Origin of the sequence: Paenibacillus sp. 2TAB26 (assembly GCF_052115145.1) — a bacterium.
Taxonomy (GTDB): Bacteria; Bacillota; Bacilli; order Paenibacillales; family Paenibacillaceae; genus Pristimantibacillus.
Genome location: NZ_JBFRGC010000002.1, coordinates 262,166 through 279,740 on the forward strand (window position 1 = coordinate 262,166; position 17,575 = coordinate 279,740).

Annotated in this window: 18 protein-coding genes; 8 read left to right on the plus strand and 10 right to left on the minus strand. The window is 44.9% G+C overall.

Annotated features, from left to right (window positions below; genetic code table 11):
• Positions 1-84: 84 nt before the first annotated feature.
• The 3 genes from AB4Z50_RS02635 to AB4Z50_RS02645 are packed head-to-tail and all read left to right on the plus strand — an operon-like array spanning position 85 to position 2,943.
• A complete protein-coding gene (locus AB4Z50_RS02635) occupies positions 85-1,020 on the plus strand; it encodes a 3-hydroxyacyl-CoA dehydrogenase family protein (RefSeq protein WP_441875334.1) in 936 nt (311 codons plus the stop codon).
• Positions 1,021-2,241 (plus strand): acetate kinase, encoded by a 1,221-nt coding sequence (locus tag AB4Z50_RS02640; protein ID WP_339202846.1) that lies wholly within the window; start codon positions 1,021-1,023, stop codon positions 2,239-2,241.
• A gap of 21 nt (positions 2,242-2,262) precedes the next feature.
• Positions 2,263-2,943 (plus strand): DnaD domain protein, encoded by a 681-nt coding sequence (locus AB4Z50_RS02645; protein ID WP_076265712.1) that lies wholly within the window; start codon positions 2,263-2,265, stop codon positions 2,941-2,943.
• 54 nt (positions 2,944-2,997) lie between these two features.
• On the opposite strand, the gene AB4Z50_RS02650 is transcribed toward AB4Z50_RS02645, so the two are convergent.
• Positions 2,998-4,029 carry a MerR family transcriptional regulator gene (locus AB4Z50_RS02650; RefSeq protein WP_441875578.1) on the minus strand — a complete coding sequence of 344 codons (1,032 nt, stop codon included), beginning with the start codon at positions 4,027-4,029 and terminating at the stop codon, positions 2,998-3,000.
• Between the two features lie 246 nt (positions 4,030-4,275).
• Here AB4Z50_RS02650 and AB4Z50_RS02655 point away from each other — a divergent pair, with 246 nt between their 5' ends.
• Complete coding sequence (locus tag AB4Z50_RS02655) at positions 4,276-4,920, plus strand: Type 1 glutamine amidotransferase-like domain-containing protein (protein ID WP_441875338.1); 645 nt, start codon at positions 4,276-4,278, stop codon at positions 4,918-4,920.
• A gap of 24 nt (positions 4,921-4,944) precedes the next feature.
• Positions 4,945-5,319 carry a helix-turn-helix domain-containing protein gene (locus tag AB4Z50_RS02660; protein ID WP_441875341.1) on the plus strand — a complete coding sequence of 125 codons (375 nt, stop codon included), beginning with the start codon at positions 4,945-4,947 and terminating at the stop codon, positions 5,317-5,319.
• A gap of 191 nt (positions 5,320-5,510) precedes the next feature.
• Here AB4Z50_RS02660 and mtnB read toward each other — a convergent pair whose 3' ends face one another.
• From mtnB to AB4Z50_RS02700, 8 genes are all read right to left on the minus strand, one after another.
• Positions 5,511-6,164, minus strand: coding sequence for a methylthioribulose 1-phosphate dehydratase (mtnB, locus tag AB4Z50_RS02665; RefSeq protein WP_441875344.1), 654 nt, complete (start codon positions 6,162-6,164; stop codon positions 5,511-5,513).
• Positions 6,161-6,835, minus strand: a complete 675-nt coding sequence (locus tag AB4Z50_RS02670; protein ID WP_441875581.1) for a 2-hydroxy-3-keto-5-methylthiopentenyl-1-phosphate phosphatase — start codon at positions 6,833-6,835, stop codon at positions 6,161-6,163. The genes mtnB and AB4Z50_RS02670 overlap by 4 nt, the downstream gene beginning before the upstream one ends.
• 8 nt (positions 6,836-6,843) lie before the next feature.
• Complete coding sequence (locus AB4Z50_RS02675; protein ID WP_441875347.1) at positions 6,844-8,073, minus strand: 2,3-diketo-5-methylthiopentyl-1-phosphate enolase; 1,230 nt, start codon at positions 8,071-8,073, stop codon at positions 6,844-6,846.
• A complete protein-coding gene (proC, locus tag AB4Z50_RS02680; RefSeq protein WP_339202838.1) occupies positions 8,070-8,939 on the minus strand; it encodes a pyrroline-5-carboxylate reductase in 870 nt (289 codons plus the stop codon). The genes AB4Z50_RS02675 and proC overlap by 4 nt, the downstream gene beginning before the upstream one ends.
• A 47-nt stretch (positions 8,940-8,986) precedes the next feature.
• The gene (locus AB4Z50_RS02685; RefSeq protein WP_441875350.1) at positions 8,987-10,237 is read right to left on the minus strand and encodes a glutamate-5-semialdehyde dehydrogenase; all 1,251 of its coding nucleotides are present in this window, start codon (positions 10,235-10,237) and stop codon (positions 8,987-8,989) included.
• 16 nt (positions 10,238-10,253) lie between these two features.
• Entirely contained in the window at positions 10,254-11,360 is a 1,107-nt protein-coding gene (proB, locus tag AB4Z50_RS02690) for a glutamate 5-kinase (protein WP_441875353.1), read from the minus strand.
• A gap of 336 nt (positions 11,361-11,696) precedes the next feature.
• Positions 11,697-12,887 carry a pyridoxal phosphate-dependent aminotransferase gene (locus AB4Z50_RS02695; RefSeq protein WP_441875356.1) on the minus strand — a complete coding sequence of 397 codons (1,191 nt, stop codon included), beginning with the start codon at positions 12,885-12,887 and terminating at the stop codon, positions 11,697-11,699.
• An 86-nt stretch (positions 12,888-12,973) separates the two neighbouring features.
• Positions 12,974-13,438 carry a hypothetical protein gene (locus AB4Z50_RS02700; RefSeq protein ID WP_441875358.1) on the minus strand — a complete coding sequence of 155 codons (465 nt, stop codon included), beginning with the start codon at positions 13,436-13,438 and terminating at the stop codon, positions 12,974-12,976.
• Positions 13,439-13,560: 122 nt separating this feature from the next.
• On the opposite strand from AB4Z50_RS02700, the gene AB4Z50_RS02705 reads away from it, so the two are divergent.
• Positions 13,561-14,361, plus strand: coding sequence for a carbon-nitrogen family hydrolase (locus AB4Z50_RS02705; protein WP_441875361.1), 801 nt, complete (start codon positions 13,561-13,563; stop codon positions 14,359-14,361).
• Here the strand turns inward: AB4Z50_RS02705 and AB4Z50_RS02710 are convergent, their stop codons facing one another.
• The gene (locus AB4Z50_RS02710; protein ID WP_076265724.1) at positions 14,362-15,255 is read right to left on the minus strand and encodes a LysR family transcriptional regulator; all 894 of its coding nucleotides are present in this window, start codon (positions 15,253-15,255) and stop codon (positions 14,362-14,364) included.
• A 161-nt stretch (positions 15,256-15,416) separates the two neighbouring features.
• Between AB4Z50_RS02710 and leuC the strand changes: the two genes are divergently transcribed.
• Positions 15,417-16,826, plus strand: a complete 1,410-nt coding sequence (gene leuC, locus AB4Z50_RS02715) for a 3-isopropylmalate dehydratase large subunit (RefSeq protein WP_076265725.1) — start codon at positions 15,417-15,419, stop codon at positions 16,824-16,826.
• Between the two features lie 32 nt (positions 16,827-16,858).
• Complete coding sequence (gene leuD, locus AB4Z50_RS02720) at positions 16,859-17,458, plus strand: 3-isopropylmalate dehydratase small subunit (RefSeq protein WP_076265726.1); 600 nt, start codon at positions 16,859-16,861, stop codon at positions 17,456-17,458.
• Positions 17,459-17,575: the final 117 nt, after the last annotated feature.

The window sequence follows — 17,575 nt, forward strand, 5'->3', positions numbered from 1 at the left end:
GTTTACAATATTACAATTTGAAGGCGGAGTTGTCGTCCGCCTTCTTTTTTTGATGAAATTCGTTATAATAAGATTGAACTATCTTTGCAGAGAAAACTTCTATTATGTTTTAAGAAGAATTCTCCCCACACTAAAGGAGCTAATACATTGCATATCAAAACAGTTGGAGTTGTAGGAGTAGGCACGATGGGTCAAGGGATCGCGGAAATGCTGGCCTCCAAAGGATTGGATGTTATCATTATCGAGCGTTCGGACGATCGCCTAGATTATGGTAAACAAATGATTGAAGTAAGCTTGGATAAACAAATCGAGAAGTGGGCGCTCACGAATTCCGAGAAGAAGCTGATTATGAATAGAATAGAGGCGACAACAAGCTACGAGAAGTTAGCGGATTGTGAGCTTGTTATTGAAACGATAACTGAAGATTTGGAATTGAAAAAAGCTGTATTTGAACAAATTGATCAAATTTGCGGTCCAAATGTTATTTTAGCGAGCAATACATCTACTCTAAGCTTAACTGAGCTAGCAAGCTTTACGAAGCAGCCGAGCCGCGTAATTGGCATGCATTTTATTTATCCAGTATCCAAGATTGATCTCGTGGAAATTGTTCGTGGTCTGAAGACGTCAGAAGAAACATTTCTGCGTACGAAACATTTTGTGGAAGAGGTTATTAACAAAAAAGGAGTTATGGTATTTGAATCTCCTGGTTTCGTAACTACACGACTCATTTGCTTATTTATTAACGAAGCCTTGCATGTACTCGAGGAAGGGGTCGCGTCGGCTGAGGATATTGACAGCGCTATGCGTATCGGCTATTCCTTCCAGCATGGACCTTTCGAGATGTGTGATCGTTTCGGTCTTGATTCCGTGTTGGCAGCCCTTGAGAGAATGTTCCGCGAGTATGGCGAGCTGAAATACCGTCCTTCGATCGTGCTGAAAAAAATGGTGCGCGCAGGACATCTCGGAGCCAAATCAGGAATCGGCTTCTTCAAATATGATACGGATGGGGATCGGATTTAAATGAAAGTACTCGTAATTAATGCAGGAAGTTCCTCTTTAAAATATCAGCTTTACAACATGCGTGACGAATCAGTTCTGGCAAGTGGACGCGTGGAACGTATCGGAATGGATTCTTCGATTGTTACTCATGAACCAGTTGACAAGCCCGAGGTTCGTAAAGTTAGTGAAATATTGGATCATGTTGCTGCTGTTAAGCAGGTTATCAATATGCTTACCAACCCGGAGTTCGGAGCGATCGCTAATCTGAACGAAATCGAAGCTGTAGGCCATCGTATCGTTCATGGCGGCGAGGCATTTAGCAGTTCAGTGCTTGTAACACAAGAGGTCAAGCTCGAGATTCGTCGATTGTTTGATTTGGCGCCGCTTCATAACCCAGCTCATATGATGGGTATTTTGGCGGTAGAAACAAATTTGCCTGATGTACCTCAAGCGGTAGTATTCGATACGGCATTCCATCAAAGCATGCCGAACACATCGTATTTATATCCAATTCCTACTGTGCTGTACCGTCGTCACAAGGTTCGCAGATATGGTTTTCATGGAACGTCTCATTCCTATGTGAGCGCACATGCAGCCGAGTATTTGCAAAAACCATTGGAGTCAATCAAAATGATTACTTGCCACATCGGAAACGGTGCAAGCTGTACAGCCATTTTGAACGGCAAGTCCTTTGATACAAGTATGGGAATGACCCCGCTTGAAGGTCTTATGATGGGTACCCGGAGCGGAGATATTGATCCGGCGATCGTGCCATTTGTTATGAACAAAGAGGAATTGACTTTAAATGAAGTAAATTCTATGCTGAACAAACATAGCGGTATGCTGGCTATTTCCGGTATTAGCAGCGATATGCGTGAGGTAACAGAGGCGATGCTTGAAGGCGACAAGAACGCAAAGCTTGCTTTTGACATGTATGCTTACCGTGTTAGAAAATATATTGGCGCATACGCCGCGGCGATGAACGGTGTAGATACGATTGTGTTCACTGCTGGAGTAGGTGAAAATTCTGTTGCTCTACGCAAAGCGATATGCGAAGGCATTTCATTCTTGGGTATTGAGCTAGATGAAGAGCGCAATTCAGAGCGTCGCAAAGATATTCGTGAGATTACGACGGACAGCTCACGCATTAAAGTTTTAGTTGTTCCTACGAATGAGGAGCTTCTCATCGCAAGAGACACTTATAACTTAGTTAAGCAAAAGGATACGTCTGCACAGGCGTAGTCGTATAGGAGGCAGCTGGCAGTGAACAACGAGATATGGAAAGCTTACTCGCATGGTATGGCTGCTGCGTTGCAGGAAGGCGGCGTCTATGTATCGGCGATGCTTCTGCGAACTTACCGCCAGCTGGAATTGTCGGATACAGAAGCGATGCTGCTCCTGCAAATCATGGTTTATATGGAAGCGGACATGAATGATTTCCCGACGCCAGAGCAATTGGCTGAGCGGATGGGCCTGAGTGTTAGAGAAGTTGGACAATCCCTTGGCCGGTTGATGAAAGAAGATTTTCTTACGATTGACGAGTACGTTGACAGTTCTACAGGGATGCAGTCAGAGCGTTATAACTGGACAGGCTGGCTGCTTAAGGCAGCTGCGTTAACTGCAGAGCAGAAGCGTGAATCGCGAAAGGCAGAGCGTCAGCCAGTCAAGCAGCAAGCCGCGCCATCATCGGACTTATTCAGTGTATTCGAGCAAGAGTTTGGACGCTTATTATCTCCAATAGAATGCGAGACAATTTCAGGCTGGCTTGATCATGATCGATATACAGACGAAATTATTCGTTTTGCTCTAAAAGAAGCCGTCTTTGCGGGCAAGCTTAGCTTGCGTTATATTGATCGGATACTTATCGAGTGGAGCCGCAATCGAGTAACGAATGCAGACGAGGCTCGCGCACATGCGCAAAAATTTCGTGGAGGAAGAGGCTAAGCCATGCGGCTTAGCTCTTTTTTTTATGTAAAAGGGTCACATTATTATATATAGCTAAGGTTTGATCGCGTAGAGTAAACCAACATATGGGGTAAGCCGGTTGATGACAGTGGAATATCCACGTTTGTTGAACCAGTTCAGATGTTCGGATACAGAGGAAAGATGCCAGTTAGGCGGTATGGCAAGCTTTGTTTTTATCTCTTCAGAATGTATTTTATCATCGTCAACCACGTCCTCATCCATTAACCCCGTAATCACAAGCCGTCCCCCATTTACTAAAACGCGGTCCATTTCTTCTAGTGCCAGAAGCTGTTGTGAACGATTCAAGTGATGCATAGCAAAGCTGCAGCCTATGAAAGAATAACTGGATGGGGCGAGAGGCAGTGCGAGCAAATTGCCTTGTTTTGCATCAATGGCAGGGAGCCTTTCTCTTATGATCGAGAGCATTTCAGTCGATTGCTCGACAACGGTAAGCTTCGTGCCGGCCGCAGCTAGCATGCTGGAGAGATTGCCGCTGCCTGCTCCTATTTCTAAGCCAAGCTCATCGAACCGCGGATCAAGCCATTCAACGGTTCGCAGCAGTGCCATATTGTATTGCTCCTCCGAAAGAATACCGCTAAGTGTAATGATAGGTGCTTTATATCCGTGCTGAATCGCTATCTCATCGTAATTCCATTGATCGCTCCAAGAGGCTCGCGATAGCCGATTTTGTTTAATTTCTTCAGCGGCCAGCTCTGCATGTGTCAATTCAGCTGCTCCTTTTCTGTGCCATGCCGAAATCGTTTCATCAAGCGCTTGCAGCGCTTTTGTTGCTGTGATCCATTGCTCATACAGCAATGCACGAGCGCCATCCACACTTCGAATAAAAGCGTCCGGCTCATTGATCACGTTTAGAGCATCCTGTATTGCAGATACGGATAAGCCCAATTCTCTTAGCGATATGATCCAGCGGAGCCGAATGACGTCCTCAATGGAATAGTCGCGATATTTATTCTCTATTGCTTTATATGGATGAATTAGACCTTTTTCTTCATAAAAACGAAGTGTACGCGGCGTGACACCGAGTTGTTTTGCAGCTTCATGCACCTTCAATAGAGCCACCTCCTCTTGCCATTATGAACGTTTACGTTACGTTAAAGTCAATATAGTTGACTCCGTTTTTTATGTTAAATGAGGAATTTAACATGATGGTTATAGACAACAAATTGTTCCGAGTTTACTCATATAAGCAGATAAATATGGTAAAACATTTAAAAAATAGTTTATAGTTAGGTTACGATAAAAGTGATTCGACTAAATCCCGCTGAAGCATTAACTACAAGGAGGATATTTATGTCAGATAAACATTTATTTTTGTTTGGTGGTGGAGCGCCGTTCAATGAAAGCTTAGCAAAAAAATTTGGAGCTCTGGCATCAAAAGGGTTAAGCAAAGTAGTTATCTTATTTATTGAGCAAGAAGGTTGGCAAGAATACATGACGAAATATACCGATCAAATAGGTTTTCATGATATTGATCAGTTTGTGTATTTCGCCTTGGATGCATCACCATCAACCGATTTATTGGAACAGCTTCAATCAGCTACAGGAGTGATTATAAGCGGTGGTGATACTGAGCTTTATCGAGATTATATCGTGGAAACAAAGCTCGGCACAATAATAAAAGCATTATACACAGAAGGCGTGCCAGTTGCAGGTTTTTCGGCTGGCGCCTTAATCAGTCCTAATGTATGTGTAATTCCACCCATCGACAACAGAGCGAATGAGCACCTTTTCCTCAAAGGTCTTGGATTAATAAATCATTGCGTCATTAGTGCACATTTTTCAAAATGGGATGAAGAAAAGAACTTATTGGCTGCACTTTCCAAAACCAACTTGTCAACGGGTTATGGGATAGATGATGCTTCTGGCATTTATTTTAAAAACGAACGGATATCAGAGACTGCGGGACAAGTTTATTTTTATTATGGAAAAGAGTGAGTGTGTTTACAACGAAGGAGGAAGATGGTTATTTCAAACGGTAAATCAATGATAGCAGCAAGCTTTATTCTCGGAGTATCTTTTATAGTGGGTTGTATGTTTTTGGAGAAAAACGACGTGCCTAATAAAGAGCAGTCCGACGTTACGATAAGCGTGGAAAAACCTTTGCTAACGATAGAAGAGGCAGCAAATTATTTGCATTTATCGGAAAATGAAATTAAACAAATCATTCATACAGAGCAAATTCAGCTGACTACAGCAGGGTCCTTTTCTGGCGTTATGTTCCCCTACATAAAAGTTGGTGAGAAATTTTATATTAGCAAAAATGAGTTAATGGTTTGGATTAATGAAACGTCGAGAGAAAGGCGGGAGTATGCTGCTGGAACAGTTATCCAATAACAGTTGATCGAGAAGGGAAGAGCGAGGATTGCCTATCGTTCAGGAGGAGTTATCATTTTGATGGTCTTGTTTTTAGGTGGGTTATAAGTTAGCTGGAAAACCTCCCGCTAATCAGCGCTTTGAAACCTGAAAAACGCTGATTAACGGGAGAAAATCCTTCTAATCTATGAAATGATCAAGCTGGAAAATGCTTAAGCTTTACCACGCTGCAGCAATTCCAAACGATATACATATTCAAAAATAAATTCAAATGCTTCAAGGTGGCGTTTTGCCTCAAATGCGTTTGCTCCCCAAGCGTAAATGCCATGCTTGCGCAGCACGATGCCAGGAATGTTTTTCACGATACGCTCCGTTATTTCCGGTACGATAGAAGGGATATGTGCGAAGTTCGAAACGATTGGAATATCAATGTGTGCTTCCTCGTCCCAAATGTTAAACCCTTTGATCAGTTCAACGCCATCTACCGGCACAGACTTGCGATCCCAGAAATACTCTGAGATTACGCTGTTAAATACGGTATGCACGTGGAAAATAGCGCCAGCCCCAGTTAATTTGTAAATTTCACAATGGATCAGTGTTTCAGCGGATGGTTTTAAGCGTGTTGTTTCGCATGGCTTGCCATCTTGATCAACAAATAAATAATCCTCTGGTGTATGAATCGTTTTGTCCTTACCGCTTGCCGTAATAGCGAATTGAAATTCGTCGGGGTTATAGTCGCCTACACGGATCGATAAATTGCCGCTGGTGCCAGGGAACCAGCCGCGTGAAGCGAACAGCTCCTTAACGTCGCGAAGATCAGATAAAGCGCGCTGCTTGTCTTCTAAAGCAATTTGCTCAAAACTCATTTTGTTGACTTCCTTTCAGCATTCATAGTGTTGATAATATCGTGGAATGTTTCGTATTCGTGATGTGGCAGTCCGAGCTCCTTGCATTTCACCGTAAGGTGGGAGCGGGAATAGACGATATCAGCAAGCTTAGCGCCTTCAAAGTCGGTTACGCTGTCGCCTATAATGATGCGCTCGTATTGCTCTTCAGGGAAACGACGCATAATGGTCGTTTTACACATGCCGCAGTTGTTGGTGCAATGAGCATCACACGGATTTGGCCACAAAATCTCAATTTGCTCATCGCTGAAATCACTGCCGTTGCAATAAATATGATCTTTTGGTATGTCGAAAGCTTCAAGAATAGGATAAACAAAAAAATCAATGCCGCCGCTAGTTACGTAAAAATCAATCTGCTGCTCTTTGCAATAGTTTAGAAATTCAGCGAAGCCTTCACGAATGCGTACATTGGAAATGCTGAAATCGATAACTTCTTTCTGCATAGAAGCAGGAAGGAGGCGGAACATTTGTCCAACGCCATCCATAATTGAAATCTCTTGCGCAATCGTTCGCTCTGCAATGTTTTCCCAGCCTGCTGGATTAAAATGTTTAATAATTGCGATAATGTTGTCATTAACGGTAATCGTTCCATCAAAATCACAAAACACGATGCGTTTCTTAGTTGTATTCATTTCAGTCATTATTCTTTGATCCCCCATGCTTCAATTGCTGCCAACAGCGCTTCATTGCCCGGTTGCTCAGCGGCATTGCGAAGAGGTACTCCATTTAATGTTGCAGTAATCGCTTGACGGAATGCTTGTCCGCCAGCTGCAGTTCCCATGGCATGACCATGAATACCGCCGCCAGCATTTACAACCACGTCGGTACCGAAATCTTTTAGAATGAGAGGTACTAGTCCAGGATGAATGCCCGCCGATGGTACAGGGAAGCTCGTCCTCAGCCCGTGAAGCGGCGCAAGCAAAGCTTCCTTAACTGCTAAATTCTCTTCCTTTGGCATAACAACCGAGCCGTAAGGTGAAGGGAAGAGCACAAGATCGGCACCTGCAAGACGCATTAACTTCCCAAGAAGAAGAGAAGCGCTAATGCCATAATGAGGCGATGGGTACATCGCTCCAGCCATTGCAGGGTGAGCTGCTATAGGGATATTAATGGATTTGTCACTGCTAAGCTCATGAAGCACATCATAGCCATAAGCAAGAACGTTAAATAAAAGCGCGTTGGCGCCGGCGTCAATCGCTTTTCGAGCATTCGCAGCAAGAGCTGAGGTAGGCCCCGTCAAGTTAACGGCGTAAAGCAGCTTTTGGCCGGTCTCTGCTTCAGCGCGACGCGCTGCATCCATACAAGCTTCGACACGTTTCTCCAGAGGGGTAAGTGGATTCTCAAATAGGATTTCATCATCCTTGATTAAATCCACCCCGCCAAGCGCTTGCTTATAGAACTGATCTTGAAGATTGGTTAGATCGTATCCTACAACGGATTTGAAAATACTCATTAGCAGCGGGCGATCATGCACACCAAGCAAATCGCGAACACCGTTTAGTCCAAACTTAGGACCAGGGAAAGCAGATGCAAAATCTTCAGAAACGTCGAGATCCATAAGCTTGATTTTGCCGTCCATGGACAGCTTGCCGAATACAGTTACTAGCAAAGCAGGGAGGTCACGGCTGAAGTTGATGTCTGGGTAAGCAATTCGAATGTCGGCATAGCGCTCACCGGGCAATGCATTTTCGGGCTCATGGACAGTAACGGACAATACTTTTCCAAGATGCTTTTCCATATTCGCCTTTTGCGCTTCAGGAAGCTCAGTCCAGCTGCCGACGGTTAAGCCAACAGCGATCGAAAGCGCCTTTTTATTGAAATCCGCTCGATCATCATAAGAACGATACGTTGCGATACAAACTCCAATCATTCGTTAATGCTCCTCTCGATAGCTTCTCCAAGCTCGCCTGCACGTTCTGCTGAGCGATGGATAGCTTTCTTGATTGTTTCTGAAAAATGATTTTCGGCCATCAGCTCAAGAGCTGCCTGCGTCGTCCCATTTGGCGATGTGACCTTGCGGCGCAGCTCTGCTGGCTCTTCGCCGGTATGACGAACCATTTCCGCTGCGCCAAGAACCGTCTGAACGACAAGCTCCTTTGCTGCTGTCTCCGAAAAGCCTAGTTGGATTGCGGTATCGATCATCGACTCCATAAAGTAATAGACATAAGCTGGGCCGCTTCCAGACACGCCTGTGACAGCTTGCTGGAGTGACTCGTCTACGATTGCATTAATGCCAACAGAGCTGAAAATCGCTTCTGTAAGTGCTTTTTGCGAAGTAGTCACAATATCTGAATAACTAATTCCAGTTGCTCCTAGACCAATTGTGCTGGATGTGTTCGGCATCGCGCGTACGACGGAAGCCTGCCCACCAAGCAGCTGCTCGATTGCTTTGATCGATAACCCGGCAATGACCGATATAATAAGCTGTTTAGAGGAAATGAACGGCTTAATGGATGCGATCGCTTCAGCAGCATCCTTAGGTTTCATGGCTAGAAAAATAATGTCTGCCTCTTTTAAATAAGCTTCATTAGAGGAGCCTTGCACGATGGTTTGTATACCGTATAGCTCATTTAGCTCAGAGAGCCGATCTTTATTTTGTCGATTGAGCATTGAAATCTGATTAGGTGCAATGAGGTTTTTGTTAATTAGACCTCGCGCAATGGCTTCCGCCATCGATCCAGCACCATAGAAGCAAATTTGCTGACTGGCAATTGCAGTTTGTGTAAGCTGTGTCATGAAGTATTCCTCCGTTGTTCCATTGATATTGGACTGAATTCGTCCTGTTAGCCCCGTATTTGTCCAGTTCCATAAACAAGATATTTAGTAGACGTCAATGCAGGCAAACCCATTGGACCGCGTGCATGAAGCTTTTGTGTACTAATGCCGATTTCAGCTCCGAACCCGAATTCAAATCCGTCAGTAAAGCGAGTAGAGGCGTTATGATAAACGGCAGCCGCATCTACATCTTGAATAAATCGCTCAGCGTTCTCAGAGTTTTCAGTCACAATACATTCGGAATGTTTTGTACTGAAACGGCGGATATGTGCAAGCGCGGCGTCAAGATCTGAAACGACGCGGATATTCATAATATAATCATTGTATTCTGTACTATAGTCCTCATCTGTTGCTGGTTTGATGCCTGTGAGAAGGGAAGCTGTTCTTTCGCAGCCGCGGAGCTCAACGCCTGCTTGAACAAAACGATCAGCAAGTGCAGCCAAATGCTGCTCTGCAAAAGCTTCGTGAACGAGCAGGGTTTCCATGGAATTGCAAACCGATGGCCGTTGTACTTTGGCGTTAAAGGCAATCTCGACAGCCATCGTATAGTCAGCGCTGGCATCTATGAAGGTATGGCAAATACCAGCTCCTGTTTCGATAACCGGTACAGTGGCATTTTCTACGACATTTCTAATTAGCGATGCGCCTCCACGAGGAATGACAACATCAAGCAAGCCATTAAGCTTCAGCATTTCGTTAACCGAGGCACGATCTGAATCCTCTATTAACTGAATGGCATCAGCTGGCATTGCCGTATCTGAAAGAGCATTTTTTAATACCTCTACGATTTTACGATTTGACTCGATAGCAGCTGATCCGCCGCGAAGCACGACGCAGTTGCCCGTTTTTAAACATAAGCCAGCCGCATCGACAGTAACATTGGGACGAGCTTCATAGATCATGCCAATGACGCCGATTGGAACTCTGATCTTATTTACTTTTAGTCCGTTAGGACGATCGAAATGCTCAAGCAGCTCACCAACAGGGTCCGGAAGCTCAACAATTTGTCTAAGTCCCTCAGCAATGGATGCTACACGATCTTTATTTAAGGCAAGGCGATCGAGCATGGAATGGCTTGTGCCTTGCTCGCGACCTCGTTGCAGGTCAAGCTCATTCGCAGTAATAATTGCGTTAGTCTCGGCGATTAATGCATCAGCCATACGAGATAGAGCCTTATTTTTTTGTTCTGTGGACAAACGATTCATAATGGCAGTTGCATCTTGAGCTAAAGTTGCTTTTGTTCTCACTTCACTGATCATAGCGGAATCCCCCTTATTATTTTAATGTAATCCATTCGTCTCGATGAATAAATTCGATACGGGATACATCGACTCTACGTTTAACTTCTTCAGTAGTAAGGCCGGCCACAGCTTGAATTTGCCATGCTGCATAATTGACAACGCCTCTGCCAATGGTTTGGCCTTGTGGATTAATGACTTCGACGACATCTCCGGAATGGAAATCGCCTTGAATTTCTTTTACGCCGGCAGGGAGGAGGCTTTTGCCGCCTTCCAGCAAGGCTTGAACAGCGCCCTCATCTACAAAAACCTTGCCTAGCGGCATAGAGTGAAAGCCAAGCCATTGCTTCTTCATCGGAAGGCTGTTTAGCTTCGTATCAAAATATGTACCGCGGCCATTGCCTTCCACAGCTAACTTCAGATCGCCTTCTTGCTGCACCTTACCGATAAAAGCATGTACGCCGCCGCGCATGGCGATGCGTGCTGCTTCGATTTTGGAACGCATGCCGCCTGTTCCGACGGAAGAGCCAGCTCCGCCTGCGAGCTTCATAATATCTTCAGATATTTGATCGACGCGCTCGATCTTGACCGCTTGCGGATTTTTACGAGGGTCCTCTGTGTATAAGCCGTCCATATCGGTAATGATGATCAGCTGTGAAGCTTTCGTCATCGCAGCGACAAGCGCTGATAAGCTGTCGTTATCTCCGAATTTAGGAACAAGCTCGTCGGTTGCCACCGTATCGTTTTCGTTAATAATCGGTATGATGCCAAGCCGCAGAAGCTCTTCGATTGTCATAAGTGCATTTTGAATACGGCGGCGATTGGAGAAATCCGCACGCGTAAGCAAAATTTGTGCAGCTACTATGCCATAACCGTTGAAGGCTTCTTGATAGGCTTGCATAAGCAGCGCTTGCCCTACAGCAGCGGCTGCTTGTTTTTCATGAACGATTTTTGGCTTTGCAGCATAACCGATTTGACGAAAGCCAGCTGCAACAGCACCTGAAGTTACGAGCATCACGCCATTTCCTTTTTTATGCAAGGAAGCGAGCTCTGATGCGAAATATTGAATACGCTCGCGGTTTAGACCGCCTTCTTCCGAGGTAAGCGAGCTGCTGCCAATCTTTACGACAATACGTTCCGTCATCATTAATCCCATCCTATGCTTGTTTGGTGACAACAAAAAAGACTTTCGTCCATAAAGGACGAAAGTCTTTGCTTCCGCGGTACCACCTTTGTTGATAATCCTTAGATAGAATTATCCAGCTTAAGCCTATAACAGAAGGCGCTGTCCGGTTCATAGCCGGCCGCTCGGAGGTAGGTTCAGCAAGCGGCCTTCGGTAAATTCTTGCAGCCCATGGAATTTACTCTCTGATCGCGACCCATCTTGCTTAATTGTCCCGTCATCACGTTTCATGTTCAATTCCTACAAGCATATCACGATCCCATGCTGCTGTAAAGCAAGGTAAATGGCGGATATATTCTAAAATAAATTTAGTTTTCCAATCCGTTCAATCGCTTCTTGCAGGCGTTCTTCACTTGTAAGAAGACCAAGCCGGACAAAGCCTTCACCATGGGTACCAAACCCTACGCCTGGAGCGACAACAACATCAGCCTCATAAAGCAGAAGGTCCGCAAACGATTCTGATGTATAGCCTTCAGGTACAGGCAGCCAGCAGAAAAAAGATCCTCCTGGTCGAGCGGCTTTCCAACCAATTTGGTCAAGGGCAGTAAACAGGGCATTGCGACGGCTTTCGTACATTGCTGTAAGTTCAGCGACACATTGCTGTGGCCCCGTCAGTGCAAGTGCGGCTGCTTCCTGAATGCCACCGAATAGGCTGCAATAATAATGATCTTGGATTAAATTGATTAGCTTGACGATTTGAGCATTTCCGATCGCAAAGCCAACACGCCAGCCAGCCATGTTATAAGTTTTGGATAGGGTATAAAACTCAACGCCTACTTCTTTCGCGCCTGGCGTCTGCAAGAAGCTGATCGGTTGATTATCATCGAAGCCAATTGCGCCATAGGCGAAATCACTTGCAACAACGATACCGTGCTTTTTTGCGTATTCCACCGTTTGTGCATAAAATTCCGCATTAGCAACAGCACCTGTTGGATTGTTCGGATAATTCATGAACATTAGCTTTGCGCGCTCGGCTATTTCTGGACTTATGGCGTTATAGTCTGGCAAATAGCTGTTTTGTTCTGTTAATGGCATAAATGACATCTCGGCACCTGCAAGCGCCACCCCAGACCAATAGTCAGGATAACCAGGGTCCGGCACGAGACAGACATCGCCGGGATTAAGCAGGCATTGACTAATTTCGACAAGGCCAGTTTTTCCTCCGAAGAGGATAGCGACTTCAGTAGTGGGATCTATATCTACGTTAAAATCCTCTTTGTACCGCTTCGCCACGGCTTCCTTTAGAAAAGGGTAGCCGCTAAAGGGTGGATATTTATGGTACATCGGATTAGCTGCAGCTTCCTGTAGCTTCGCAACAATATGGGGAGGAGTCGGTTGATCCGGATTGCCTTGTCCCAAATTGATGACATCGCGTCCTTTGGCCGTTTGAGCATTTGCTTTGGCGACCAGCTTGGCAAAAAATTGCGTCGGAAGTACATTCATCCGTTCCGCAGGTTGAATAAGGTGTTGACCGATTTGTGTTTCCATACCTCACACTCCACATGACAAAATCGCTATCTATTTAGGCAATAGCTTTAATGTAGCATGAATAGCGGGAGATGAGAAGCGGCTGGTTATGCAGCCGGAATGCCTACCCTGTCAATAAAGGGTTTAATATCGGCTTTGAACAGGAATAAAAAAGGTCTGCGCTTCTCATCAAACACGAGCAAGAGAGGAGGCTTTTCCTTACAATAAAAGAGAAAAAGATCATCGGATGAAACGGAAACGTCATTTGCTTTGATGGTAACGGCCTTCTCAAGAGGAACTCGATACACATAGCTGCAGCTTGAATCATTTGTCATTTGTGGTGCAAGACCAGTGATGGAACCAACCCATGAAGAAGCCATTTCTTGATATTTGGCGTCATTTGGGATTGTCTTTGTTACTTTACCGGCGGCTACATCGAATACTTGAACTGGCTTAAGCCCTGTTTCTGGGTTAGGAGCGCCGCTAAGTGCTTGATGAGCAGAAGCGAAGTTGGCAAACAGGAAAATCGAGCAGCAAGCAAGAAGCATTGCAGCTATTCGTTTTGGAAGCATAACAGACATTCTCCTTTATGTTCGTAAAGTAGTAAATCCCTCGTTGTTACGTTTCCCATCTTGACACAGAACCATGACAGGGTATCATTAGGTGAAAAAAGGATCAACAGGAGGAACGGCATATGAGTAAACCATTGCGGCTTGCATTGCTGCAAATGCATATAGAAGCAGGAAATCCAGAAGCTAACTTCACGAAGCTGGCGAGCATGCTTGAAGAAGCGGTGAGCCAAACGAATAAACCGGATGTCATTATGTTTCCGGAAATGTGGAACACAGGTTACGCTTTAACTGAAATAAAAACGATTGCAGATCGTGAAGGCGAACGCACTCGTGCTTTTTTATCTAATTTCAGCAAGAAGCACAGCGTTCATATTATTGGAGGTTCAATCGCGGAACTTAAGGAAGACAAAGTGCTGAATACAATGTATGCATTTGATCGTTCAGGCCATGTTGTATCCGATTATTCAAAAATTCATTTATTCCGTCTTATGGATGAAGAGAAATATTTGGCTGCAGGAGATAAGCTTGGCAAGCTTGAGATAGAAGGGACAAAAGCAGGTATGATGATTTGTTATGACATCCGCTTCCCTGAGCTAGCTCGCAAGCTTGCGCTGGATGGAGCCAAATTGCTATTCGTTCCAGCAGAATGGCCGAATCCAAGACTTCATCATTGGCGTACTTTGCTTACGGCACGTGCAATTGAAAACCAAATGTTCGTGATCGCATGCAACCGGATGGGCTCGAGCGGTGACACTAATTTCTTTGGTCACTCGCTCGTGCTTGATCCTTGGGGAGAGACGATAGCGGAAGCGGGCGAAGAGGAAACGATTATATACGCAGACATCGATTTGGATTTAGTTGATGCTGTACGCACAAAAATTCCTGTTTTTGAAGATCGCAGACCTTCTATTTATGAAGCTTGATTACCGATAGCTACTTATAGTCATATTGAGTGTACGGATAAATGCTTCAGCAGCTTTGGATAAATATCTGCCTTTGCGGCTCGCCACGACTAATGTTCTTGTAGGCTTGGACGACAAGGGAAGGTAAACAGGCATAAAATCAGAGCCTTTGACTCGCGTAAGCATTTGCGGGACAAAGGCTATTCCCATTCCGCCTGCCACTAAGGATTGAATGGTTTCCATATTGCTGCTCTCGAATACGATTTGCGGAGTGAAACCTGATTGCTCACACAGTTCGACTGTAATTTGCCGAAAGCCTTGTCCGCGCTTAAGTCCAATAAACGGCTCTTTATCTAGTTCGGAAATCGAGATTGAGCCTTCTCTTAGTGCAAGAGGGTGCTGTGGAGGGACGGCTAAGCAGATTTCTTCCTCCAAGAATGGTTCCCAAGCGAGAGAGTTGTCAATAAGCGGCAGCGAGAGCAGACTTAAATCGGTACCGCCGCTCGCAGTAAGCTGCTCAAGCTTTGCAGTTGTTTCTTCAACTAGAACGACTTCAATCTGCGGATATTGTTCACCGAATACTGGCAAAACAAGCGGCAGTATATGTGAGCCAGTTAGCGGCAATGTACCGACAACAAGTCGTCCGCGCCGCATTTGCGCCATATCGTCCATTTCCTGCTTTAACTGCTCAACAGCGTCAAGAATTGCTTGTGATTTATGAACGAATACTTGTCCAGCTTGCGTTAGTTCTACAGAATTTGTTGTACGCCGGAATAGAAGTACGCCGATTTCTTGCTCAAGCTTGGAGAGCTGCTGACTTAGCGAAGGCTGAGCGATATGAAGCTTTTCCGCTGCTCTTGAAAAGTTTTTCTCTGAGGCGATTTGAATAACATAATTTAATTGTCTCAATTCCATATAAATTTTCCTTTCAACTGTTTATTATGTAAGGAATAACTATTATAGTTATTACCTATAGACGTTATAGATATTATATCTTGGATCAATGAAGAAAGAAATGTTATAGTAGTTTCAGTTAAGAAAAGCAGAAGATTTAATGAAACGGTGGGGTGAACATAATGACGAAAAAGACAATGTTTGAAAAGATCTGGGATAATCACGTCATTAATCAAGAAGAAGGCAAGCCAAGCGTCATTTATATCGATTTGCAGCTTGTACACGAAGTAACATCTCCGCAAGCGTTTGAAGGCTTGCGTCTATCAGGCCGTAAAGTGCGTCGTCCTGATCTTACTTTCGCAACGATGGATCACAACGTACCAACGAAAGATCGCTTCAACATTACAGATCCAATTTCTAAACAACAAATTGACACGCTTACACAAAACTGTAAAGACTTTGGCGTAACGTTGTTTGATCTTGACAGCATTGACCAAGGTGTCGTTCACGTAATGGGTCCTGAGCTTGGTCTAACGCATCCAGGTAAAACAATCGTTTGTGGAGACAGCCACACATCTACTCACGGTGCTTTCGGCGCATTGGCGTTCGGTATTGGTACAAGTGAGGTTGAGCACGTTATGGCTACTCAATGCTTGCAGCAATCGAAAGCAAAAACGCTTGAGGTTCGCTTTAACGGCACTCGCAAGCCAGGCGTAACAGCAAAGGATTTGATTCTTGGCGTTATTGCTCAATACGGCACAGATTTCGCAACAGGTTATGTTATTGAGTTTACTGGCGAAGCCATCACAAGCTTGACTATGGAAGAGCGGATGACAGTTTGTAATATGTCAATCGAAGCAGGCGCACGCGCTGGCCTCATCGCGCCAGATGAAACAACATTCAACTATCTTCGCGGCCGTCAATATGCGCCAGCTAACTACGAAGAAGCAGTTGAAGCTTGGAAACAGCTTACTACGGATGAAGGTGCAGAGTATGACACAGTCGTTCACTTCGACGTTGACGCTCTAATCCCGCAAGTGACTTGGGGAACTAGCCCAGGTATGGGTACCAACATCACAGCTAAAGTTCCTTTCCCTGCTGATCTTCCAACGGAGAACGAGCGTAAAGCTGCTGAAGCAGCACTTGAATATATGGATCTTAAGCCTGGAACACCAATGAACGAAATCCCAATTGATTATGTATTCATCGGTTCATGTACAAATGGCCGTATCGAAGATTTGCGTGCAGCAGCTGAAATCGCTAGAGGCTACAAAGTTAGCGATCGTGTAACGGCTATCGTCGTACCAGGATCAGGCCGCGTAAAAATTCAAGCCGAAAAAGAAGGTTTGGACAAAATCTTCACTGAAGCGGGCTTTGAATGGCGTGATGCTGGCTGCTCGATGTGTCTTGCAATGAACCCTGACGTATTGAAACCGGGCGAGCGTTGTGCATCAACATCTAACCGTAACTTCGAGGGACGTCAAGGCCGCGGCGGACGCACGCATCTTGTATCGCCAGCAATGGCAGTTGCAGCAGCAGTAAAAGGTCATTTCACAGATGTACGCGATTGGGAAATTAAATCCGTAGTGTAGAACGAATTGAACGCGAGAGGGGTATATAAGATATGGAACCGTTTAAACAACTTACAGGCATCGTAGCCCCGGTCGACCGGGTCAACGTCGACACTGATGCAATTATACCGAAACAATTTTTGAAGCGTATTGAGCGCAGCGGCTTTGGCCAATTTCTATTCTTCGAATGGCGTTTTCACGAAAATGGTGATGTGAACGTTGAATTTGAACCAAACAAACCGCGGTACGAGGGCGCATCTGTACTTGTTTCCCGTGCTAACTTTGGCTGCGGCTCATCCCGTGAGCATGCTCCTTGGGCTATTCTTGATTATGGATACAAAGTTATTATCGCTCCGTCTTATGCGGATATTTTCTATAACAACTGTTTCAAAAACGGTATTTTGCCTATCAAGCTTAGCGAAGAGCAAGTGGAAGAGCTATTTAAGCGTACAGCGAAGCATGATGGTTACAAGCTTACTGTTGATTTGGAAAACAAACAGCTTTCGGATGAATATGGACTAACGATCGCATTTGATCTTGATGAGCACCGTCGTCAATTTTTGCTGCAAGGTCTTGACGATATCGGTTTGACTCTTCAACATGAAGACAAAATTACAGCTTATGAGCAAAAACATATTGCTCGTCTTGTGTAATTAAAACGAAATGAAGAGGACGAATCAGCCACTCCGGATGATTCGTCCTCTTTTTTCCTTTAAACGCAACTTTTTCTGACAAGCTGCGTCTATATTTGCGTCTGTTAAAGTCGAATG